Below are 20,985 nucleotides of genomic sequence, written 5' to 3'. Positions count from 1 at the left end.
CGCCCATTCCCTTGCGGGCCCGCCGTCAGACGCGCCGGAACCGCACGCGGTCTCCGGGTCGCGCCTGCGCGAGCGCGTCGAGTGCGGCATCCGTCACCACGGCGATCACGGGGTACCCGCCCGTGACCGGGCCATCGGCCAGCAGGACGACCGGGCGCCCGTGGGGAGGCACCTGGATCGCCCCCGGCCGCATGCCCTCGCTGGGCAGCTCGTCGTGGTGGATCCGGTCGAGGGCGGGTCCGTCGAGGCGGATGCCGACGCGATCGACGTCGCTCGAGACGCTCCAGGGCACGCCGAGCAGGGTCGCCCACGCGTCGGCGGCGAACCAGTCGACGCGGGGGCCCTCCGCGATGGCGACGTCGTGCAGGGTGGCTGGGATGGTCCAGGGGAAGGTGTCGACGACGGCGACGGCGGATGCCGCCGACCCGGCGTCGAGCAGATCGCCCGCGCGCACCGGGGCGGGGCCGAGACCCGCCAGCACGTCTCGCGCGCGTGAGCCCAGAGCGGGCGGCGAGGCGATCCCCCCGCGCACGGCGAGGTAGGCCCGCAGTCCCGCGCGAGCGGAACCGATACGCACCTCGACTCCCCCGGGCACGAGCTGCGGCGCATGGGAATCGACCGCACGGCCGCCGATGACGACGTCGACGAGGGCGCCGGTCACGCACACCCACGTGTCGCTCTCGGCGCGGGCGGCGAATCCGCCGACGACGATCTCGAGGCCGGCGGCGCCCTCGTCGTTGCCGACGAGGCGATTGGCCACCCGCAGCGCCCGCCGGTCGAGGGCGCCCGATCGCGCGACACCGAGGGCGGCGCGGCCGGGGCGGCCGAGATCCTGCACGGTGGTGAAGGGGCCGGGGTGGAGGACGCGGAGGGCCGGCCGGGGCGCGGAGGAGGCTGAGCCGGTCGACGCCTCCGGACGCGGCGACGCAGCGAGGGTCCCGGTCCCTTCGACAGGCTCAGGGACCTCGGTGGGCGCGGGGGCCTCGGGGGGCGCGGGGGCCTCGGGGGGCGCGGGGACCTCGGCGGGCGCGGGGGCCTCGGGGGGCACGGGGGCGAGATGCTCGCGCTCCGGCACGAAGCGCACGCGCGCTCGCGGGGGCAGCAGCACCGGGGTGGCAGCATCCGGGTCGAAGAGCACCGCGTCGGTCGAACCGATCAGACGCCAGCCGCCCGGGGTCTCGCGCGGGTAGGCGCCGCTGAAGCCGCCCGCGAGCCCGACGGCCCCGGCCGGCACGCGGGTGCGCGGCTGCGTCAGGCGCGGCACGTCGAAAGGCCACTCGGCGCTGACGAGGTAGGCGAAGCCCGGGGCGAAGCCCGTGAACGCCACCGTCCACTCCGCCCTCGCGTGACGCGCCACGAGCTCGCCGGCGGGGATGCCGAGGAGGGCGGCCGTCTCCTCGAGATCGGCGCCGTCGTAGCGCACGGGCACCTTCACGACGCCGGCGCTCGGCGCGACGTCGGCCGGCGAGAGCGCGGCGCGGTGGATCCACTCCCCCACCGCCGCGCGGCCGATGCGGAGCGGGTCGAACGCGACGAGCACGGTGCGCGCGGCGGGGACCAGCTCCTCGACACCCGCGGGCGGCGCGGCGGCGAGAGCCGCGTGCAGCGCCACGACGCCGGCGAGGTCGGCGACCTCGGCGAGCACGGCCCGCTCCCCCATCGGCCGCAGGACGACGGACGCCACGGGGTCGGACTCCCGCGTGGACGTCACCACGGGGCGCGCACCTCGACACCGGCGTCGTCGAGCGCGATGCGCACCGCCCGGGCCATCTCGACGGCGGCGGGACTGTCGCCGTGCAGGCAGAGGGACGCCGCCTCGACCGGGATCGGGGTGCCGTCGACGGCGTCGACCACTCCGTCGCGCACGAGCCGGACCGCGCGCTCCGCCACCCGGTCGGGGTCGTCGAGCAGGGCGCCCGCGGTTCCACGCGGCACGAGCAGCCCATCGCGGGTGTAGCCGCGATCGAGGAAGGCCTCGCGAACGAAGGGCAACCCCGCGGATGCCGCGGCCTCGGCGATCGCCCCGGACAACCCGAGCACGGGCAGGGGCCGACCGAGGCGGGAGGAATGGTCCGCGACCGCGGCGACGACCGCGGCCGCCTGGCGGGCGTCGTCGATCACCGCGTGGTACAGCGCGCCGTGGGGTTTGACGTAGCGCAGCTCGGCACCCGCGGCGGCGAGCGCGTCGAGCTGAGTCGCGACGCTCGCCCGCAGGTCCGCGGGTGCGGGGTCGCGGCGCACGCGGCCGAAGTTCTCGCGGTCATCATAAGAGGGGTGCGCCCCGACGGCGACGCCGAAGCGGCGGGCACGTTCGACCGAGGCCCGCATCGACGCGGCGTCTCCCGCGTGCGCGCCGCAGGCGACGTTCGCGCTCGACACGACGGCGAACATCGCCTCGTCGTCGGCGGTCGGCATCCCGTCCACCGTCTCGCCGAGGTCGGCGTTGAGGTCCACGTGCATGGTGCCACGGTAGCGGCGGGGTGCCTCGAGGATGGCGTGCGGGTGGGGCGATCGGCACCGCACGAGCCCTCACCGGAACAGGGGATGCCACGGGGACAGGGCCGACGGAGCCGCGTCGTCCGGCGCTCGGCGGATCGCCTGTTCTCGACGCCGGACCGTGCCGACGCCACCGCACCCCGCCGCCGGAGGGCGGACGGGTAGCGTGGAGCGCATGGCCCGCATGCGCATCGAACCCGACGACGCCCCCACGGCACGTCTGTCGGACGGCACGATCGCACGCGTCTCGCCCTCGGGATTCGTTTCGGGCTGGGAGCTCGTCGTCGACGGCACTCCGCAGTCGCACGTCGACCTCGACGACCCCACCCATCTGCACTTCGAGTATGTCGCGCGGATGGGCGCCGTCATCGATCGCCTCCGGATGCCGGGGCAGCCCCTCACCGCGGTGCACCTGGGCGCGGGTGCCCTCACGCTCCCCCGCTACGTCGAGGCGACGCGACCCGGGTCGCGCCAGCAGGTGATCGAGCTCGAGCCCGCGCTGTGGGACCTGGTCCGCGAGAACCTCCCCCTCCCGCGGGGAGCGTCGGTGCGCGTGCGCATCGGAGACGCACGCGAAGGGCTCGGACGACTGCCGGCGGGCCTCGACGGCGCCGTCCACCTGCTCGTCAGCGATGTGTACTCGGGCGCGCAGACCCCCGCCCACCTGACGACCGTGGAGTTCTACCGCGAGGCCTCCCGCCTGCTCGCCCCCGACGGCGTACTGCTCGTGAACGTCTCCGACGGGCCGGGGCTGGCCTTCGCGCGCCGACAGGTGGCCACCATCCGCGAGGTGCTTCCCGAGGTCATCGTGCTGGCCGAGGTGCAGGTGCTCAAGGGCCGCCGGTTCGGCAACCTGGTGGTCGCCGCCTCCGCCGCGCCCCTGCCCGTCGAATGGCTGCCGCGCCTGATGGCGGCGGGACCCCACCCCGCGAAGGTGGCCCAGGGTCACGAGATCGTCGAGTTCGTGCGGGGGTCGCGCCCCGCCACGGATGCCGATGCGACGCCGTCGCCGAAGCCGTCGGCATCCATCTTCGAACGCTGACGCGAGCGCTTTCGCCCCTCGACCGCGTGGCGCGTGCGGTGTCGGCGTGAGGTCGGCGCAGACTGGAACTCCTGCCCGACCGAGAGGAGCGACGGTGAGCTACATCCACGGGTACGACCCCGACACGTTGCGTGAGATCACCGACTCGCGCGAGTGCCAGGAGCGTCTCGACGAGATCGGCTCGCAGCGCAGTCTGCACGCCCTCCTCGAGCGGGTGTGGCTGCTCAAGGTGCTCGACCGCTTCGACGAGGCGCTGGCCATCTCGGAGCAGTCCGTGCGCGTGGCGCGCATGGCCGGCACGCGTCGTGATCTGCTGCGCGCCCGCATCCTGCACGCCACGATCATGCAGTGCCGCGGCGCGTACGCCGCCGCCGAGCAGGAGCTCACCATGTGCGCCGAAGAGGCCGAGGGGCAGGGCTGGGCGAGCATCGCCGCCTTCGCGCTGCAGCACCGCGGCAAGGTGCACTACGACGAGGGCGACTACGAGGGCGCCCGCCGCGACTTCAAGCAGGCGCTGTTCCTCCGGCAGAACGCCGGCGCCACCGACGCCCAGCTCGAGTCCACGCTGCTGGCGATCGACGCGGCCGACCGTCGACGCACGCGCGAGGTCGTCGCGAGCTGAATGTCGTAGGCCCCGCCTAACCTTCCGGTCATGTCCGATCTGCAGCGCGTACGCACGTGGGCCGAGGCGTTGATCGCCCTGCACCTCGATGCGTCGTGGACGTTCGCGTTCGACAACGCCAAACGCCGCGCGGGCCTGTGCGACTACGGTCGCAAGCGCATCAGCGTCTCGCGGTACCTGGCCGCGCGGTACGACGACGACACCAACCATCAGACGCTGCTGCACGAGGTCGCGCACGCGCTCGCGGGGCCGACGGCCGGCCACGGTCCGCGCTGGAAGCGCACGGCGCGCGAACTCGGCTACGTCGGGGGCACCACCCACGCCGGAGAGACGGCGAACGAACTCGCCCCGTGGGTGGGCACCTGCCCCGCCGGACACGTCGCCTACCGCCACCGCCGCGCCACACGCCCCACCTCGTGCGCGAAGTGCGCTCCGTCGTTCGATCCGCGCTTCGCGCTGTCGTGGGTGCGACGTGACATCACCCGCGCCGAACGCCTCGCCGCCGCCACGCCGCGCTGAGTCCGCGCCGAGCGGCGCTCGCCCTCGAACGCCCGCCTGGGACGGCGCCGCGAGCGCGTCACACGGTCGCGCTGACGCCCTCGGGGCGTTCAGGCCTCGACGAACACCCCGTCGCGCAGCACCGGAACCACGGATGCCGCGTCGCGCGCGGCCGCGGCAAGAACGGCCTCGCGGCCCCCGTCGGCGGCGAGGGCGCGTCCGCCGCCACTCGCCGTGAGAAGGTGGCGCACCGCGCCGCCGAGGGCACGAAACCCCTCCCCGGCGACGGCGGCATCGGGCGAGGCGTGATCGATGCCGAGGTCGCCGAGGGCGGCGACCACGGCGCCCGCACCGAGCAGGTCTTCGACGGCGAAGCGCGGACCCTCGAGGTCGGTCGCCCCGGCCGCGAGGATCGAGATGCTCGTGCGCTCCGCGCGGGCGCGCTGCACCTCGAGCACGTGCGCCGCCACGGCCGCCGCATTGCGCAGACCTCCCGCGACCACGTGGGCGCCCGTCTCGTGCGCCGCCCGGGCGAGCGCTGCCGCCTCGTCGTCGTCGGTCGAGACGTCGAGACCCGCGGCGTTCTCCACGGCGGCGAGCGCATGAGCGGTCAGGCCGAGCGGCTGCACGATCACGACGACGTGCGCAGGGGCGAGACGGCGGAGTCCCCCGAGCCCCCAATCCAGGCGCACCTGATAGTCGGACTGCGACAGGGCGGGGTCGATCGGCATCCTTCGATGCTAGAACGCCGCAGCCGTCGCGCCCGTCTGCGTGTCTTCGAGCGTCGGATGCCGGGATGACCGGTCCCCGGAGCTCACCGGGCTGCACCGGCGGGCGCCTGCTGCCGAGAGCGAGGCGGTCCGCCCCGCGGCGGCCGTCAACCCATCGCTCACCCACAGGCGGATCGGGCACCATCTGAGCATGCGCATCCTGCTGAAGTTCGTGATCGACTGCGACCCCGACGCCGCGTGGCGCGCCCTGCACTCCCCGCGCGCGGTCGCGGAGCTGTACGGACCCCTCCTCTCCGTCGACGGGCTGACCGAGATGCCGACCTCGTTCGAATCCGGCGACGACGTGCCGGTGCAGATGAGCGTGGCCGGTGTCGTGCCGGTGGGGCGTCAGCTGATCTCGGTGGCGGATCGGGAGACCAGCGACGCGAACGGCCGCGTCCGCGTCTTCCGCGACTGGGGCGTTCCGCTGACCGGGCCGCTCTCGGCGCTGGACGTGTGGGACCACCAGATGGCCGTCTCCGCCGCCCCCGGTGAGCCGGGGAAGACCCTGTGGCGGGAGCGCCTGACGATCGGCGGCGCGGCCGCCCCCGCGCTGTGGCCCGGGCTGTGGGCGACGTGGCAGTGGCGCGCCGCCCGTATCCGGGCCCTCGCCCCGACGTGGGCGCACGACCCCGAAGACGACACCGACGTCGACGAATGAGCGATCTGCTCGTGCGCGCGGCGATGCCCGGCGACAGCCGGTGCATCGCCACCGTGCACGTGCAGAGCTGGCGCGAGGCGCGCACCGAGCAGGTGCCCGCCGCGCTCGTCGAGCAGCTCGACGTCGAGCTCTCGGAGTGGCGATGGGCGGCGAGGCTCCGCGGAGAGACGCCCCGGGGAGGCGAGCGTCTCGGGGATACGTGGGTGGCCCTCGCGGACGGACACGTGATCGGCTTCTCCTCGGGCGGGCCGACGCGCGACGCCGATCGTCCGCGATCGGAGCCCGAGCTCTACGCCCTGTACGTGCTGGCGAGCCACTACGGAACCGGCGCGGGGGCGGCGCTGCTGGAAGCGGCCATCGGGACCGGTGCCGCGAGCCTGTGGGTGCTGTCGGACAACGAGCGCGCGATCGCCTTCTACCTCAAGCACGGTTTCGCACCCGACGGTGCCGTCCGGACCGACGGCCGCTGGGGTGGCTCTCTGACCGAGCTGCGCCTGACGAGGTGAGACGCGCGCCTCAGACCAGCCCGTGCCGGTAGGCGAAGACCACGAGCTGCACGCGGTCGCGCACCGCCAGCTTGGTCAGGATGCGGCTGATGTGGGTCTTCACGGTCGCCTCCGACAGGAACTCGCGTTCGGCGATCTCGGCGTTGCTGAGGCCCGTGGCGGCGAGCGCGAAGATCTCCTGCTCGCGCTCGGTCAACGCGGCGAAGGACTCGGGGACCGGCTCGGCACCGGCGCCGTCGGCGATGTGGGCGAAGAGTTCGCGGGTGGCCTCCGCCGCGATGACGGCGGAGCCGGCGTGCACGGTGCGGATGGCCGAGAGCAGAAACTCCGGCTCGGCGTCTTTGAGGAGGAATCCGCTCGCCCCGCGCTGGATGGCCCGGGCGGCCGCCTCATCGAGGTCGAACGTCGTGAGCACGACCACGCGGGGCGCGTCGGGCTCGCGCAGGATCTCGGCCGTCGCGGTCAGTCCGTCCATCACGGGCATGCGCACGTCCATCAGCACGAGGTCGGGGCGCGTGGCCCGCACGACCTCGATCCCCTCTCGCCCGTCGGATGCCTCGCCGACCACCTCGAGGTCGGGTTGCGAGTCGATGACCATGCGGATGCCGGCACGGAAGAGGGCCTGGTCGTCGACGAGGACGATGCGGACGGGGGCGGTCATGCGAGGGAACCTCTCGAGAGGGGACGGGTGTTCGGCATCCACGTGCTCATCGCGGACCTCCGATCGGAAGGGTGGCCTGAACGACGAACTCGCCGTACTCGGGTTCGGCCGTCAGCCGACCGCCGACCAGCTGCGCGCGCTCGCGCATCCCGATGAGCCCGTGGCCTCCGGCGGCGGGCACGGAGGCGGCGGACGAGGTGGAGCGGGCGTTGCGGACCGACAGCTCGACCCTGTCGGCGAACCAGCCGAGACGCACGCGCACGCGCGGATCCACGCCGTGACGAAGGGCGTTGGTGAGGGCTTCCTGCATGATGCGGTAGACCGCCAGCTGGATCGCGGTGGGCGGCTCGCCGGGCGGTGCCGGATCGACGCGCACGTCGAGGTCGACCCCCGCCGCCCGCACCCGGTCGAAGAGCTGATCGAGGTCGGCGAGGGTCGGCTGGGGCCCCTCGCTCTGACTGTGGCGCAGCTGACCGAGGAGGACGCGAACGTCGGTGAGGGCCGCTCGCGCGGTCGAGGAGATGGTCGCGAGCGCGTCGGAGGCCGCCGCGGGATCGGACGCGGCCGCGTACCGGGCGCCGTCGGCCTGGGCGATGACCACCGCCAGCGAGTGGGCGACCACGTCGTGCATGTCGCGGGCGATGCGCACGCGCTGCTGCTCGGCGATCGTCTCGGCCTCGGCCGCGCGCTGGGCCCGGCTGTTCGCCGCGGCGCGCAGGGCCGTGCGCACGAGCGCGCCCGACACCCACGCGAGCATGAGGGCGAACCCGGATGCCAGCAGCAGGGCGCCGAGGGCGAACCAGTCGTTGACGGTGAGCGGGGCGGAGACTCCGCGCCCCACGAGGTAGATCGGCACGATCGCCGCTCCCGCGATCGCCGAGGCGAACCCCCACCAGAACACGCGCTTCGTGCCGTACGCCGCGGTCGTGTACAGCACGGCGAAGATCGCGAGGTCGGTCGGCGAGGGCTGACGGCCGAATCCCATCTGCAGGAAGGCGCCCACCCACGCCAGGATGAGGGCGAGGCCGGGCTGCAGGCGCCGCATCGCCAGAGCCGCGGTGAGCGCCAGGGCCACGAGGACCGCCCCCACGTTCTCCCCGACCACCTCGAGGGGTGCGACCGCCACGCTGGTGGTCCCGGCCACCTCGACGGCGAGCGCGAGCAGTCCGAAGAGCGCGGCGACCCCGAGGTCGGTGACCAGCTGATAGCGCTGGAGCGGGCGGAGGGAGAGCATCGAACCCACGCTACGCGGGGCGACGAGCGGGCGGCATCCGTCTGGGGATGTATCCGACGGGCCTCGAGGCGTAGGTCGCAGCGGGTCGGTTCAGCCGGGGAAGTCGGCGGGCTCGATCGGGCGCGCCTCGAAGAAGGTCTGGAGCACGACGGTCGTGCGCGTGTTGACCTGCGCCGCGGCGCGGATGTCGCGGATGAGCGCCTCGAGCGCGCGCGGGGTGGGCACGCGCACGAACAGCATGTACGCCGCCTCGCCCGCGATCGAGTGGCAGGCCTCGATCGCCCCGAGGTGCGCGAGCAGCTCCGGGGCGTTGTCGGGCTGGGCGGGGTCGAGCGGGGTGATCTCGACGAACGCGGCGAGGGGGCGGCCGAGGGCCTCCGCGTCGAGGATCGGGCGGTAGCCCTGCACGATCCCGCGCGCCTCGAGACGACGCAGTCGCGACTGCACGGCCGAGACCGACAGGCCGACACGCTCCGACAGGTGCGACAGCGTCGCACGGGCATCGATCGAGATCTCGCGGACGATCGCCGCGTCCACCGCGTCGTCGAGACGGGGGGCGCGCGCGGGGGCCTCGGTCATGGGCTCGACAGTAGCAGTGCCCCCGGAGGGCACTCTGGCGCGCGCCGTAAGTTTTCCGTTAGCATTGCGTTTCGGCAGGAATATTTACAGCCCCTGATCGGAGGATGCCATGACCACCGCGACGCCCATCCGTGCTGACGAGGATCTGCTCGACGGTCGCGCCGTCGACGCGGTCGAGCACACCCCCGCGTGGGCCCGACTCAAGAACGCCACCACGGCTCTGCAGTCGCTGCAGGCGAAGGACGGCTCCGTCGAGGACACCGCCGCCGCGGCACCGCTGATCGACGAGATCGTCGGGGCGATCGAGACTCTCGCCCCGCTATTCCCGCACGATGCCGCCTACCTCTCGGCGTCCGTCGCCGACTTCCGCCGCTGGAGCGCAGAGGGTCTCGGCACCCCCGACTTCCTCGACTCGCTCGTGGCGTTCCAGCCCCAGGAGCACCGGGTCGACGGCATTCGGCACCTCGTCGTCTTCCCCATGTACACGCAGAACGGCTCGAGCGAGCGCCACGTCGAGGCGGTGCTGGTCGAGGCGATCTGGCCCGAGTTCGTCGCCCGCCTCGAGACCGAGTACACCAACCGCCTCTTCGTCTCGCTCCGGCTCATCGACTTCACCTCGGGGTACGACACCAACTCCGCCGTGCTCTTCCCCGAGACGGTCGCGATGCGCGAGATCCCGACGTTCACGTGGGGCGCGATCTTCCAGGACCGCGAGGCCGCGCGCTACCGCCGCGTGACGCGCGCCGCCGCGGAGATCACCAAGCTCGAGCTGCCCGAGGCCGCCGCCCGCATGCTGGAGGACCAGTCGCTCACCGAGCAGACGTTCGTGATGTGGGACCTCATCCACGACCGCACGCACATGCGCGGAGACCTGCCGTTCGATCCGTTCATGATCAAGCAGCGGATGCCGTTCTTCCTCTACTCCCTCGAGGAGCTGCGCTGCGACCTCACCGCGTTCCGCGAGTGCGTGTCGCTGCAGGCGCGCCTGTCGACCCGCGACGACCTCGACGAGGCCGAGCGGGCGATGCTGCAGCACGCCGAGCTCGTGCAGTACGCCGTGATCTTCGACCGCATCTTCCGCTTCGCCATCACCGGCTCGCGGGTGCGCAACTACGACGGCCTCGGCGGACAGCTGCTGTTCGCGTGGCTGCACCAGCACCGCGTGCTGCACTGGACCGACACCTCGCTCGCGTTCGACTGGGACGAGGTGCCCGCCGCCGTGGTGGCGCTGGCCGATGCGATCGACGAGCTCTACTGGCGCTCGATCGACCGCCCGAAGGTCGCCCACTGGCTCGCGGCCTACGAGCTCGTCAGCTCCGTCGTGACCCCGCACCCCGCCTCGGTCTGGGCGCGGGGCCTGCCCGATGACGTGCTCGCGGGCCTGCCGAAGGGGTACACCGACGCGGTGCTCGACGACGAGTTCCCCCTGTCGATGTTCTTCGAAGCGCTCGAGAAGAAGATGCGTCCGGTGATCGCCTCCACGGAGGGTATCCGCGGGTCGGATTGACCGATCGACGATGACGGAGACCGCATGACCGATGCAACGCAGGCCCAGGGGCAGGCCCGGGAACAGGCGCAGGAGCAGACGCAGGAACTCGTGCGGGGGCGACTCGTGCTCCTCGCCGGCGGGACGAGCGCGGCGGGCCGCGCCGCAGCGCGCGCGCTGCTCGAGGCGGGCGCCCGGGTCGTGATCGTGGGGTCGGACGCCACCCGTCTGGCGGAAGCCGCGGCGGAGGCGCCCGGTGCCCTCACCGAACAGTGCGACCTCACCGACGCGGATGCCGTGTCCGCGCTGCGCGACCGCGTGCACGCCGCGCACGGCGGGGTGGACGGCGTTCTCCATCTCGTCGGCGGATGGCGCGGGGGCGGCGGGCTGGCCGGCCAGAGCGACGAGGACTTCGCCTTCCTGCTCCGATCGTTCACGGCGCTCCGAAACGTCAGTCGCGCCTTCGACGACGACCTGAAGGCATCGCCCGCCGGCCGTCTCGCCATCGTGTCGTCGACCGCGGTCAGCCGCCCCCTGGCCGGCGGCGCGAACTACGCCGCCGTCAAGGCCGCGAGCGAGGCGTGGACGCGAGCGGTCGCCCAGGGGTTCGCGAAGAGCGCCCGCGACGCGGATCACCCGATCTCCGCCGCGGCAGTCATCTTCCGGGTGAAGAGCCTGGCCGGTCTCGAGGACGCCCTGGCCGCCGCCTTCATCTCCCTGTGGGACGACACCGCCGACGCCTTCATGGATGTCGTGATCGAGGTGGGGGCGGGCGCCTAGGGGCGGCCTCCCGAACGGGAATCACGCTCCGCGCCCGGCTCCGCGGATGCGCGGCTGGACATCGCGACGCCATCGCGGCGCGACTCCTCTTCGAGAGTCGCCGCCGCCGTAGAGGCCGGGACGGCAGAGCCGGTCGCGCCGATGGCATCCCCCTCGCCCGACGTCGCGGGCGCGGCTGCGCCGGTACCGTTCGTGCCTGCGGCGTCGTTCGCGTGTGCATCCGCACTCGCATCGAGGTCTGCGTTGGCGTCGGCCGATCGGTACTGCGTGGACAGCGTGCGGTACGACCGGGTGAAGAACGCGAGCACGCCGACCACGACCATCACGAGACCGGCGATCACGAAGACCAGCGCGATGCCGCGCGACTGTCCGTCGCCGAGCAGCCACCCCCATGCGGCACGCCCGCTCGCGCCCTCCATGTAGGGGATGACCACGAACTGCGCGATCGGCGCGATCAGGAACGAGGTGACGGGGGCGGCGGCCGATTCGAAGGCCGCGGCGAAGCCGAAGACGCGTCCCTGTGTGGCGAACGGCACGACCTTCTGGATCACGGTCTGCTCGGCCGCTTCGACGGGCGGGATCAGCGCCATGTACACCCAGATGCCGACCGCGTAGAGCCACCACCAGTCACGGAGGGTGAAGACCGCACCGAGCGCCCCCATGGCGATGACGATCCACAGCATGGTACGGATCGGGTTCTTGCCGAGCCCGAACCTCGCGACGAGCCCTCCGCCGATGATGAAGCCGGTCGCGGTGACGGCGAGCACGACGCCCCAGACTTCGGCGTCGTAGACCCGGCCGTCGATCTCGATGCGGAACAGCTCGAGACCGTACGGGTCCATCAGCGCCATGTAGACGCCGCCGATGAGGTTGTTGAACGTCGAGAAGATGATGAGGGCGAACAACCCGGGTGCGGCTCGGACGGCCCGGACGGCCCCGCCCAGGTCGACGAGGGAACCCGCCTCGGCCCCCGCCGCCGGACGTTTCTCGGGGATGCGGATCGTGAGGAGGTGCACGAGCGCCACGACGGTGAGCCCCACGGCGATCGCCAGCGTCCACCCCATGCCGAGGAATCCGACCGAGAGCCCGCTGAAGACACTGGTCACGACGAACGCGAGCCCTTGGACGGTGCCGACGAGGCCGTTCGCGTTCGCGTGACGCTCGACCGGCACGAGGAGGGTGACCGTGGTCGACAGGGCGATGTTGCGGAGGTTCTCGATCACGGCACCCGCGAGGATGATCCCCGAGAAGAGCCAGAACCAGGGTGCGCCGAGGTCGAGGAGCGCCGCCTCGGGGAAGGCGAGCCAGAGAGCTCCCGCGAGGAGGAAGGCCCCGAGGGTCACGACGCCCGAGAAGACCATGACGCGGTGCTTGCGGTGGCGGTCCACGAGGGAGCCGAAGACCATCGCGAAGATCGCGAGCAGCAGCATGTAGGCACCGCCGACGATGCCCGTCGCCAGCACCGAACGCGTTTCGAGGTAGACCCAGAACGTGAGCGCGAACCAGAGGAAACTCGTGGTGACGTTGGCCGCAGCCGTGTTGATCAGCACGGCGAGGAAGGTGCGGCGCCCGCTCTCGGGCGCGACCGAGACGACGGCGTCGGGAGCTGACTCGGGGGTCATGAGCACACGGTAGACCCGACCCCCGACATCGGCCAGACCTCGGCGTTCGCCACCGGGCTCGACACCCGAGCCTCTCGATCAGTCGAGCAGACTCCGGATGTCGTCGGCGGTCAGGCTGGGGCCGCCCGCGAACGTGCCCCCGCCCTCGTCGGAACCGCCGTCGAGGACGCGCGCGAAGAGATCGGCCTTCGCCTGGCGCAGCGCCACGACCTTCTCCTCGACCGTGTCGGACGAGACCAACCGGTACACGATCACCGGTCTGGTCTGTCCGATGCGGTGGGCGCGGTCGATCGCCTGCTCCTCGACGGCGGGGTTCCACCACGGGTCCAGAAGCACGACGTAGTCGGCCTCGACGAGGTTGAGCCCCACTCCGCCCGCCTTCAGCGAGACGAAGAACGCCGGCGCATCCCCGTCGCGGAACCGGTCGATCTCGGCCTGCCGGTTCACGGTGGTGCCGTCGAGGTAGCCGGATGCCAGTCCCGCATCGGTGCAGCGCTGACGGGCCGCCTTGAGGAAGCGCGTGAACTGGCTCAGCACGAGCACCCGGTGCCCCTCGGCCTCGGCCTCGACCAGGAGGTCTTCCAGGGCGTCGAGCTTCGCGGACGGCGCATCCCCCTCGTCGACGAGGGAGGGGTCGAGCGCGAGCTGACGCAGCATCGTGAGGGAGCGGAAGATCGCGAACCGATTGCCCTCGGCATCGTCGTCGAGCAGCCCCAGCAGTCGCTGGCGCTCGCGATGGAAACGCCGGTCGTAGAGCTTGCGGTGCGCGGGGTGCAGGGCGACCTCGATGATCGTCTCCTGCTTGGGCGGGAGCTCTGCGGCGACGAGGTCTTTCGTCCGCCGCAGGAGGAACGGCCGGATACGCCGGCGCAGGAGATCGAGCCGCTCGGCGTCGGCGCCCTTCTCGATGGGCGTGCGGTACAGCTCGGTGAACGACTCGCGCGTTCCGAGCAGCCCCGGGGCCACGAGCGACATGAGCGCCCACAGCTCGAGCAGGTTGTTCTCCATCGGCGTGCCGGTGATGACGAGCGTGAAGGGAACCGCGAGTGCCCGGGCCGCCCGGTAGCCGCGAGACGACGGGTTCTTGATCTGCTGCGCTTCGTCGAGCACGAGACCCGACCAGTCGACCTCGGCGTACTGCTCCTGCTCGAGCCGGAACAGGGCGTAGCTGGTGACGACGACGTGCGCCCCCGTCGCGGCGTCGGCGATCGTGCCGGCGCGCCGCGCCCGCGTGGCCGAGATCGTGCGGACCTCGAGGTCGGGTGCGAAGGTCGCGCACTCGCGCGCCCAGTTGCCCACGACACTCGTCGGCGCGACGATCAGGAACGGCGGGAGCGTCGGGTCGTCGGCACGGGCCGCCTCCATCATGGCGATGGTCTGCACCGTCTTGCCCAGCCCCATGTCGTCGGCGAGGATGCCGCCGAGCCCCTGGGTGCGCAGGAAGTGGAGCCAGTCGAGCCCCGAACGCTGATAGTCCCGGAGGGTGGCTCGCAGCCCCACCGGGGGATCGACCCGGGTGAGGGCCGCCTCATCGGTCAGACCGCGCACGCGCAGCCACCATTCGGCCTCGTGGACGGCGAGCATGCCGAGCTCGGACAGGTCGTCCCACAGCCCCACGTTGTAGCGGTTGATCGTGAGCTCGTTGCCCGGCCGGTCGGCGAGGGTGCGGGCCTCGTCGATGACGGCGCGGAGGCGGTCGAACTCGGGGCTGTCGAGCCGGACGTACTCGCCATCGCCCAGGAAGAGCACCCGGTCGCCGAGCGCCAGGGCGGTGTAGAGGGCGGTGAAGTCGACCTCGACCTCTCCCACGGTCACCCGGGCGTTCAGGTCGAACCAGTCGCTGCCGTCGTCGGCGCCGGTGCTCAGCTGCACCACGGGGACCTCGGCCGAGGCGCGGTAGTCGGGATCGTCGCCGCGCACCTCCACGCGGACGGACTCGAGGGCCCGCAGACGCGGCATCATCTCCCCCACGAACAGTGCCGCCGCCGCGGGCGCCATCGCTCGCGCCGGCGCGGTCCCCGTCGCGAACGGCGTCGGGACGTCGATGCGCATCTCTTCGGCGAGGGAGGAGACCGCGCCCCACACCGCACCCTCGTGCTCATCGTGGCGGCGGCCCTGCGTCGACGAGCGGTCCCAGCGCGTGGCGAGCGTCGTGGAGGCGTCACGATGCTCCACGGTCACCTCGAGCACGGGACGCGGCGCGGGAGGAACATCGACGGTGCCCCGCGGCGAGACCACCGGAGCGTCGAGCTGGAGCCGCGGGAGGTATTCGCGCAGGAACGTCTCGGACCCGCGCTCGTCGACGGTGAGCGCGCTCGAGCGGGCGAGGAGTCCGCGGACCGGTCCCGACGCGGGTGTCGACAGCCGCACGAGGGTGATGCGCTCGTCGTCGCCGTCGCGGTCGGCGACGAACGCCACGGCCACGGCGGGGTCTCCCACCACCCAGGAGGGCAGCGCGGCCGTCTCGTCGTCGACGCCCTGCACCGCCCCGCGAACGTGCAGCGTCGAGCCGCGGCGGTCCAGCGCCACCGCGGCGGTCACGGGCTCTTCGACGACGCGGACCGGGTGATGGATGCCGGCACCCGATACGAGCGGGACCCCCGCCGCGACGACGGCCTCGAGCTGCAGCCACAGGGAGTGCGGGGGCACGGCGGCGAGGGGCATCCACTCGTCGGACAGATACGGGCCGGCGCTGAAGCGCCCCAACCGCCCCAGGCTGTCGAGAGCGGCACGCGCCCGCGGCTCGGCCGGGAGCGTCGCCAGGGCCGACCAGCCGGCCCGACCCTTGATCCACGTGCCGCGAGTGCCCCGCACCCCCGGTCGCGCGCTGAGCGTGAGCGCCGTTCCGTAGCCGCGCCCGCCGCCGCGGCGGATGGAGAGGAAGAGGCAGAGGTCGAAGGGGGCTTCGTCGCCGACGACCGGGGCGGCGGCGAACAGTTCGTCGAGCGAGCGCTGCCACTCGGCGCGGGGCGGGCGGCCCGCCGAGATGAGGCGGTCGAACAGCACCAGCGCCGCCGCGCACGAGTGCTCGCACTCGGGTCCGCGTCCGCACGAGCACCACCCGGAGAGGCGGGACAGGTCGTCGGGGACGCGGAGCTCGAGGTGTTCGTACCCCGACGCTCCGAAGGACTGCGCCGTGACCACGAGGACACCGGCGACGGATCGTGCGTCGCCGACCTCGACCGAGCCGTAGACGAGCAGGCGGTCGGCGCGCGTCATCGCGGACGCCGAGAACAGCTCGCCGGCGATGCTGAGTGCTTCGGGATCCAACCGCATTCCCCCATTGTCGTCGGGGGCACGGACACCCCGACGCGTCACCGGATTCCTGTGGAGGAGATCGCCCCTGGGGAGGAGCCGGGAAAAGTTACGCTGGAGGGGTGACTTCCCTCCACGACACGTCGGTGCGCGGCTTCGCGTCCGACAACTATTCCGGCATCCACCCCGACGTGCTCGACGCGATCGCGACGGCCAACGAAGGCCACCAGGTCGCCTACGGCGAAGACGTCTACACGGCGCGCCTGCAGGAGCTCTTCGTCTCGCTGCTGGGCGACGGCGTCGAGGCGTACCCCGTCTTCAACGGCACGGGCGCCAACGTCGTCGGGCTGCAGTCGATGCTGCCCCGCTGGGGCGCGGTGATCTCGGCATCCACCGCGCACATCAACGTCGACGAGGGAGGAGCCCCCGAGCGCGTGGGCGGCATCAAGCTGCTCACGGTCCCCACCGACGACGGCAAGCTCACGCCCGAGCTCGTCGACCGCGAGGCGTGGGGCTGGGGCGACGAGCACCGCGCGCAGCCGCTCGTGGTCTCGATCACGCAGTCGACCGAGCTGGGCACGCTGTACAGCGTCGAGGAGATCCGCGAGCTGGCCGCCCACGCGCACGGCCACGGCATGCGCCTGCACATGGACGGAGCGCGCATCGCGAACGCCGCCGCTGCCCTCGACGTCCCGCTGCGCGCCTTCACCCGCGACGCGGGCGTCGACGTGCTGAGCTTCGGCGGTACGAAGAACGGCGCGATGATCGGCGAGGCCATCGTCGTGCTCGACCCCGCGGCATCGACCGGGCTCACCTATCTGCGCAAGCTCGACATGCAGCTCTCGAGCAAGATGCGCTTCGTGTCGGCCCAGCTGGTCGCCCTCCTCGACGGCGATCTCTGGCTGCGCAACGCCCGTCACTCCAACGCGATGGCGCAGCGCCTGCGCGCGGGCGTCGAGGCGGGACTGGCCGACGGCTCGATCCAGGGCGTGGAGTTCACCCAGCCCACGCAGGCCAACGGCGTGTTCGCGACCCTGCCGGCCGGCGTCGCCGATCGGCTGCGCGCGAGCTTCCGGTTCTACGACTGGGACGAGATGCGCCGCGAGGTGCGTTGGATGTGCTCGTTCGACACCACGGAAGACGACATCGACGCGTTCGTCGCCGCGATCGCGCGCGAGACGACCGCGTGACCTGACGCGCCCGCACCCGTCGCCGACGGGATCGACGCGAGCCCGAGGGCCGCGGCATCCGGACCAGGATGCCGCGGCCCTCGTCGTCTCACGCTCCCGCGAGCCAGTCGCGGTAGGCGTCGAACGTGCTCTCACGCCCGAGGAACGACTCGACGAGGTCCCGAGCGTCGCGGGTGCCGCCGGGTTCGAGGATCTCGCGGCGGTAGCGCGTCGCCGTGTCGACGTCGAAGAGGTCGTCGCCGAACGCCGAGAGCAGGTCGCGCGCGATGACGAGGCTCCACTGGTACGTGTAGTAACAGGCCCCGTAGCCCGTGAGGTGCCCGAACCCGGCGTACGAGTGCGCACCGTCGAGCGGGGTCACCGGACTCGCGGCGCGGTAGTAGCCGTCGACGGCCGCGGCCAGATCCACCGGGCGGTCCACGTGCAGGCGGTACGAGGTGGTCGCGTGCCCGAGCTGCCTCGTCACCTCGAGGCCGCGCCCGAAGGCGTCGGCGGTGCGCATTCGCGCGACGAGGTCGGCGGGGATGGGCTCGCCCTGGTCGTTCACGGCGAAGGCGGCGAGCGCCTCGGCATCCCACGCCCACTCCTCGAGCAGCTGGCTGGGCGCCTCGACGAAGTCCCACTCGGTCGCCACGCCCGTCCAGCGCGCCCATGTCTGGTGGCCGCCGAGGATGTCGTGCACGAGGTGACCGAACTCGTGGAAGAAGGTCACGACCTCGTCGTGTTCGAGCAGTCCGCGCGAGAAATTGCACAGCAGCACCGATTCGGGCAGCGCGCGCCCCGCGATGCCGGGAGCGAGTCCGAAGCACGCGGCATGGTTGTACTTGCCCTCGCGGGGGTGCAGGTCGAGGTGGATGCGACCGAGTCGCTCCCCCGCGCGGACGACGTCGTACGTGCGCACGTCGTCGTGCCACGACGGAGCCTCGACCGGCACGTAGTCGACGTCGAGCAGGCGCCCGGTGGTGGCGAGGACCCCGTCGAGCACCCGGTCGAAGCGGAAATAGGAGCGCACGAGCTGCGCGTCGACGTCGTACTCCTCGCGCTTGAGCGCACCCAGGACGTACCAGAAGTCGGCGATCGTGACGGCCTCGGCGGTGGGGTCGTCGCGCCAGAGACGGGCGAGGACGCGCTCGTATTCGGCGGTCGCCGCCGGAGCCACGGCCTCCGCGACCCGCTCGAGGAATGCCGCGACCGCGGCGCTCGAGCCGATCATGCGCGTCTCGGTCTCGTAGTCGGCCCAGTCGCCGTAGCCGAGCAGCGCCGCGCGCTCCGCCCGCACCGCGAGCAGCTCGGCGAGCACGGGCTCGTTGACGGGCCACGCGAGGTCGTTGTACATCGCCACCAGGGCGTGGCGCACCGACCGGTCGCGCGCGTACTCGCGCACGGGCATGAGGTCGGTGTACTCGGTGGTGAGGGTGACCATCCCCTCGTCGTCGGCGGGGTGCTCGGCGAGGAAGTCGTCGGGGAGGCCGTCGAGCGACGACGCCGGGACGCGGATCTCGCGACGCCCCTCGCGGATGTTGCGTGAGAACATCAGCGACAGCTCGGTGTCGCGATCGGTCAGCTCGCGCACGCGTTCGCGATCGGCATCCGCGAGATCGACGCCCCCGCGACGGAAGTCCCGCCGGACGTGTTCGAGGAAGCGCCGCTCGTCGGGGTCGAGCCCGTCGGGGTCGGCGTCGGCGAAGACGCCCCAGAGCTCGCGCTCGAGGAGCCGGCGCGACTGCACGGCGTCCACGGTCTGCGCCTGCTTCTCGGCGGCGTCGCGGACGCCGGCGTCGGGGTGCGACTCGCTGAGCAGGTGGGAGGGCGCCGCGGCCTCGGCGAGGGCGAGATCCGCCTCGTTCCACAGGGCGAGACGCTCGCGCAGGCTCAGGTCGGTCTCGGCGACGAGCCGCGCGTCGATCTCGGCGACCCGGTCGAGGAGTCCACGCGGACGCTCTTCGGCGAACGCGCGCCAACCATCGAGGTCGTGGGGCAGGGTCAGGGGTTCCAGGGGAGAATCCGGCATCCTCCGACCCTAGGCAGAGCCTGCGACGCCGGGCAATGGCCGGGGGACGACCTCCCGCCCTCCCAGGCCTGGGGAGGAGTGGTCAGCGCAGGGCGCCGACCGAGGCCAGCGCGAGCCGGATGAGCGTGCCGCGGCCGCCCTCCATCTCGTCGGAGAGGGCATCGGATGCCGCCTCCTGCGGCGAGAGCCACGTGACCTCGAGGGCGTCCTGACGCGGTTCGCACGTGCCGGTGACCGGCACGACGTACGCGAGGGACACCGCGTGCTGGCGGTCGTCGTGGAAGGCGCTCACGCCCGGGAGCGGGAAGTACTCCGCCACCGTGAAGGGGGTGGGCTGCGGCGGCAGCAGCGGGAAGGCCATGGGCCCGAGGTCGTTCTCGAGGTGGCGGAACAGCGCATCGCGCACCGTCTCGCCGTAGCGCACGCGACCCGAGACCAGCGTGCGGGTCATCTCGCCGAGCGGGGTCGCCCGCAGCAGGATGCCGACCTGCGTCACCGCGCCCATGCCGTCGGTGCGCACCGGCAGCGCCTCGACGTAGAGCATCGGGAGGCGCCGGCGCGCCTCGGCCAGCTCGACCTCGCTCAGCCAGCCCGGGTTGGGGTTGGGGCCTCCCTGCGCGCCTGAGAACGACGCCGAGAGCGGCTCGCGCTCGTCGCCGTTGTCGCCGGGTTCGGGGTCGGGGGTACGCACGGGCATGATCCCTGTATATCAACGTCTGCTCCGGATGCCGCGTTCGGCGGTGCCGGAGCGGTCGCGCGGCGATCGCCCGTACCGGTCTCCGATCCCCTCCTGCATCGCGCCGCCCCGCGCGAGCGCCGCCGTGTCGGAGGCCTTTGCCACAATGGCGGCATGAGCGCGCATCCCTCCCTCGATCCCTCCGTCGTGCGGTGGTCCGTCCCCGCGGCCGAGCGCGGCGATCGCCCGGTGCTGCTTCTGCTGCACGGCTACGGCTCCGACGAGCACGACCTGTTCGGCCTCGTGCCGTACCTGCCCGAGACCTTCGTGATCGCGAGCGTGCGCGCTCCGCTGGCGCCGCCGTGGCCCATGCCCGGAGCCTCGTGGTACCCGATCGAGGGTCTCGACGGGCGCGACCCCGAGGCCGTGACCCTCGCGGCGCACGCGGTGCTGTCGTGGGTGCGGGAGGCCGTGGGCGAGGCGCCCGTGGGCCTGCTCGGGTTCTCGCAGGGCGGCGCGGTGGCGCTGCAGACCCTCCGCGCGGCGCCCGACGCGGTGTCGTTCGCCGTCGTGCTCGCCGGCTACGCCGCGGGTGGGGAGCTGCCGGGCGACGACATCCTCGCCGAACGGCGCCCTCCGGTGTTCTGGGGGCGCGGGGCCGCAGACGACGTCATCCCCGCGGCGCTCGTCGATTCGACGGCGCAGTGGCTCCCCGTGCACAGCGAGCTGAGCGGGCGGGTGTACCCCGGGCTCACGCACTCCATCTCGCAGGACGAGCTCGACGACGTGCGGGCGTTCCTCGAGGCACGACTGCGCGACCGCGACGCCGCCTCCGACTGAGCGACGCGGGGCCCGTGCGGCACCGGCCTCCTGAGGGGCGTTCCGCGACCAGCGAA

19 protein-coding genes are annotated in these 20,985 nt (G+C 72.8%); 9 read left to right on the top strand and 10 right to left on the bottom strand.

The features are described from left to right. Window positions 1-25 precede the first annotated feature (25 nt). Both Q0818_RS02470 and Q0818_RS02465 read right to left on the bottom strand, forming a co-directional pair. Entirely contained in the window at window positions 26-1,714 is a 1,689-nt protein-coding gene (locus Q0818_RS02470; protein ID WP_298870966.1) for an urea amidolyase family protein, read from the bottom strand. Beyond that, window positions 1,708-2,460, bottom strand: a complete 753-nt coding sequence (locus tag Q0818_RS02465) for a 5-oxoprolinase subunit PxpA (RefSeq protein ID WP_298870964.1) — start codon at window positions 2,458-2,460, stop codon at window positions 1,708-1,710. Before Q0818_RS02465 ends, Q0818_RS02470 begins: the two co-directional genes overlap by 7 nt. A 211-nt stretch (window positions 2,461-2,671) precedes the next feature. Between Q0818_RS02465 and Q0818_RS02460 the strand changes: the two genes are divergently transcribed. The 3 genes from Q0818_RS02460 to Q0818_RS02450 all read left to right on the top strand — a co-directional run bounded on the left by Q0818_RS02460 (window position 2,672) and on the right by Q0818_RS02450 (window position 4,679). Continuing rightward, window positions 2,672-3,538, top strand: coding sequence for a spermidine synthase (locus Q0818_RS02460; protein WP_298870962.1), 867 nt, complete (start codon window positions 2,672-2,674; stop codon window positions 3,536-3,538). Between the two features lie 94 nt (window positions 3,539-3,632). Further along, window positions 3,633-4,160, top strand: coding sequence for a hypothetical protein (locus tag Q0818_RS02455; RefSeq protein WP_298870960.1), 528 nt, complete (start codon window positions 3,633-3,635; stop codon window positions 4,158-4,160). Between the two features lie 30 nt (window positions 4,161-4,190). After that, window positions 4,191-4,679, top strand: coding sequence for a SprT-like domain-containing protein (locus Q0818_RS02450; RefSeq protein WP_298870958.1), 489 nt, complete (start codon window positions 4,191-4,193; stop codon window positions 4,677-4,679). 89 nt (window positions 4,680-4,768) lie between these two features. Here Q0818_RS02450 and Q0818_RS02445 read toward each other — a convergent pair whose 3' ends face one another. Beyond that, complete coding sequence (locus Q0818_RS02445) at window positions 4,769-5,389, bottom strand: 2-phosphosulfolactate phosphatase (RefSeq protein ID WP_298870956.1); 621 nt, start codon at window positions 5,387-5,389, stop codon at window positions 4,769-4,771. A 190-nt stretch (window positions 5,390-5,579) separates the two neighbouring features. Here Q0818_RS02445 and Q0818_RS02440 point away from each other — a divergent pair, with 190 nt between their 5' ends. Both Q0818_RS02440 and Q0818_RS02435 read left to right on the top strand, forming a co-directional pair. Then, window positions 5,580-6,089: a hypothetical protein gene (locus Q0818_RS02440; protein ID WP_298870954.1), complete on the top strand. Its 510-nt coding sequence runs from the start codon at window positions 5,580-5,582 to the stop codon at window positions 6,087-6,089. After that, window positions 6,086-6,595, top strand: coding sequence for a GNAT family N-acetyltransferase (locus Q0818_RS02435; RefSeq protein ID WP_298870952.1), 510 nt, complete (start codon window positions 6,086-6,088; stop codon window positions 6,593-6,595). The genes Q0818_RS02440 and Q0818_RS02435 overlap by 4 nt, the downstream gene beginning before the upstream one ends. 10 nt (window positions 6,596-6,605) lie before the next feature. Here Q0818_RS02435 and Q0818_RS02430 read toward each other — a convergent pair whose 3' ends face one another. The 3 genes from Q0818_RS02430 to Q0818_RS02420 form a co-directional block, all read right to left on the bottom strand. Further along, complete coding sequence (locus tag Q0818_RS02430; RefSeq protein ID WP_298870950.1) at window positions 6,606-7,256, bottom strand: response regulator transcription factor; 651 nt, start codon at window positions 7,254-7,256, stop codon at window positions 6,606-6,608. Between the two features lie 46 nt (window positions 7,257-7,302). Next, window positions 7,303-8,490 (bottom strand): histidine kinase, encoded by a 1,188-nt coding sequence (locus Q0818_RS02425; RefSeq protein WP_298870948.1) that lies wholly within the window; start codon window positions 8,488-8,490, stop codon window positions 7,303-7,305. 90 nt (window positions 8,491-8,580) lie between these two features. Next, entirely contained in the window at window positions 8,581-9,069 is a 489-nt protein-coding gene (locus Q0818_RS02420) for an Lrp/AsnC family transcriptional regulator (RefSeq protein WP_298870946.1), read from the bottom strand. 109 nt (window positions 9,070-9,178) lie between these two features. On the opposite strand from Q0818_RS02420, the gene Q0818_RS02415 reads away from it, so the two are divergent. After that, the gene (locus tag Q0818_RS02415; protein WP_298870944.1) at window positions 9,179-10,576 is read left to right on the top strand and encodes a DUF6421 family protein; all 1,398 of its coding nucleotides are present in this window, start codon (window positions 9,179-9,181) and stop codon (window positions 10,574-10,576) included. A 24-nt stretch (window positions 10,577-10,600) separates the two neighbouring features. After that, a complete protein-coding gene (locus tag Q0818_RS02410) occupies window positions 10,601-11,335 on the top strand; it encodes an SDR family oxidoreductase (protein WP_298870939.1) in 735 nt (244 codons plus the stop codon). On the opposite strand, the gene Q0818_RS02405 is transcribed toward Q0818_RS02410, so the two are convergent. Next, window positions 11,332-12,957: an MFS transporter gene (locus tag Q0818_RS02405; RefSeq protein WP_298870937.1), complete on the bottom strand. Its 1,626-nt coding sequence runs from the start codon at window positions 12,955-12,957 to the stop codon at window positions 11,332-11,334. The two genes, Q0818_RS02410 and Q0818_RS02405, sit on opposite strands and share 4 nt — an antisense overlap. Window positions 12,958-13,035: 78 nt before the next feature. Then, on the bottom strand, window positions 13,036-16,233 hold the full coding sequence (locus Q0818_RS02400) for a DEAD/DEAH box helicase (RefSeq protein ID WP_298870934.1): 3,198 nt from the start codon (window positions 16,231-16,233) through the stop codon (window positions 13,036-13,038). Between the two features lie 101 nt (window positions 16,234-16,334). Between Q0818_RS02400 and Q0818_RS02395 the strand changes: the two genes are divergently transcribed. After that, a complete protein-coding gene (locus tag Q0818_RS02395) occupies window positions 16,335-17,402 on the top strand; it encodes a low specificity L-threonine aldolase (protein WP_298870931.1) in 1,068 nt (355 codons plus the stop codon). A gap of 88 nt (window positions 17,403-17,490) precedes the next feature. Here the strand turns inward: Q0818_RS02395 and Q0818_RS02390 are convergent, their stop codons facing one another. Together Q0818_RS02390 and Q0818_RS02385 are read right to left on the bottom strand one after the other, a co-directional pair. Next, window positions 17,491-19,413: a M3 family metallopeptidase gene (locus tag Q0818_RS02390; protein ID WP_298870929.1), complete on the bottom strand. Its 1,923-nt coding sequence runs from the start codon at window positions 19,411-19,413 to the stop codon at window positions 17,491-17,493. Between the two features lie 82 nt (window positions 19,414-19,495). After that, complete coding sequence (locus Q0818_RS02385; protein ID WP_298870927.1) at window positions 19,496-20,110, bottom strand: NUDIX hydrolase family protein; 615 nt, start codon at window positions 20,108-20,110, stop codon at window positions 19,496-19,498. Window positions 20,111-20,263: 153 nt separating this feature from the next. Here Q0818_RS02385 and Q0818_RS02380 point away from each other — a divergent pair, with 153 nt between their 5' ends. Continuing rightward, window positions 20,264-20,929: an alpha/beta fold hydrolase gene (locus tag Q0818_RS02380; protein WP_298870923.1), complete on the top strand. Its 666-nt coding sequence runs from the start codon at window positions 20,264-20,266 to the stop codon at window positions 20,927-20,929. The last annotated feature ends 56 nt before the right edge of the window (window positions 20,930-20,985 follow it).

Origin of the sequence: uncultured Microbacterium sp., assembly GCF_947489255.1 — a bacterium.
Taxonomy (GTDB): domain Bacteria; phylum Actinomycetota; class Actinomycetes; order Actinomycetales; family Microbacteriaceae; genus Microbacterium; species Microbacterium phycohabitans.
This window is presented reverse-complemented; position numbering and strand designations above follow the sequence as displayed.

Coding starts and splice junctions, on each gene's coding strand:
- Q0818_RS02465 (WP_298870964.1), bottom strand. CDS start 2,460: ATGCACGTGGACCTCAACGCCGACCTCGGCGAGACGGTGGACGGGATG.
- Q0818_RS02460 (WP_298870962.1), top strand. CDS start 2,672: ATGGCCCGCATGCGCATCGAACCCGACGACGCCCCCACGGCACGTCTG.
- Q0818_RS02450 (WP_298870958.1), top strand. CDS start 4,191: ATGTCCGATCTGCAGCGCGTACGCACGTGGGCCGAGGCGTTGATCGCC.
- Q0818_RS02445 (WP_298870956.1), bottom strand. CDS start 5,389: ATGCCGATCGACCCCGCCCTGTCGCAGTCCGACTATCAGGTGCGCCTG.
- Q0818_RS02440 (WP_298870954.1), top strand. CDS start 5,580: ATGCGCATCCTGCTGAAGTTCGTGATCGACTGCGACCCCGACGCCGCG.
- Q0818_RS02435 (WP_298870952.1), top strand. CDS start 6,086: ATGAGCGATCTGCTCGTGCGCGCGGCGATGCCCGGCGACAGCCGGTGC.
- Q0818_RS02430 (WP_298870950.1), bottom strand. CDS start 7,256: ATGACCGCCCCCGTCCGCATCGTCCTCGTCGACGACCAGGCCCTCTTC.
- Q0818_RS02425 (WP_298870948.1), bottom strand. CDS start 8,490: ATGCTCTCCCTCCGCCCGCTCCAGCGCTATCAGCTGGTCACCGACCTC.
- Q0818_RS02420 (WP_298870946.1), bottom strand. CDS start 9,069: ATGACCGAGGCCCCCGCGCGCGCCCCCCGTCTCGACGACGCGGTGGAC.
- Q0818_RS02415 (WP_298870944.1), top strand. CDS start 9,179: ATGACCACCGCGACGCCCATCCGTGCTGACGAGGATCTGCTCGACGGT.
- Q0818_RS02410 (WP_298870939.1), top strand. CDS start 10,601: ATGACCGATGCAACGCAGGCCCAGGGGCAGGCCCGGGAACAGGCGCAG.
- Q0818_RS02405 (WP_298870937.1), bottom strand. CDS start 12,957: ATGACCCCCGAGTCAGCTCCCGACGCCGTCGTCTCGGTCGCGCCCGAG.
- Q0818_RS02400 (WP_298870934.1), bottom strand. CDS start 16,233: ATGCGGTTGGATCCCGAAGCACTCAGCATCGCCGGCGAGCTGTTCTCG.
- Q0818_RS02390 (WP_298870929.1), bottom strand. CDS start 19,413: ATGCCGGATTCTCCCCTGGAACCCCTGACCCTGCCCCACGACCTCGAT.
- Q0818_RS02385 (WP_298870927.1), bottom strand. CDS start 20,110: ATGCCCGTGCGTACCCCCGACCCCGAACCCGGCGACAACGGCGACGAG.
- Q0818_RS02380 (WP_298870923.1), top strand. CDS start 20,264: ATGAGCGCGCATCCCTCCCTCGATCCCTCCGTCGTGCGGTGGTCCGTC.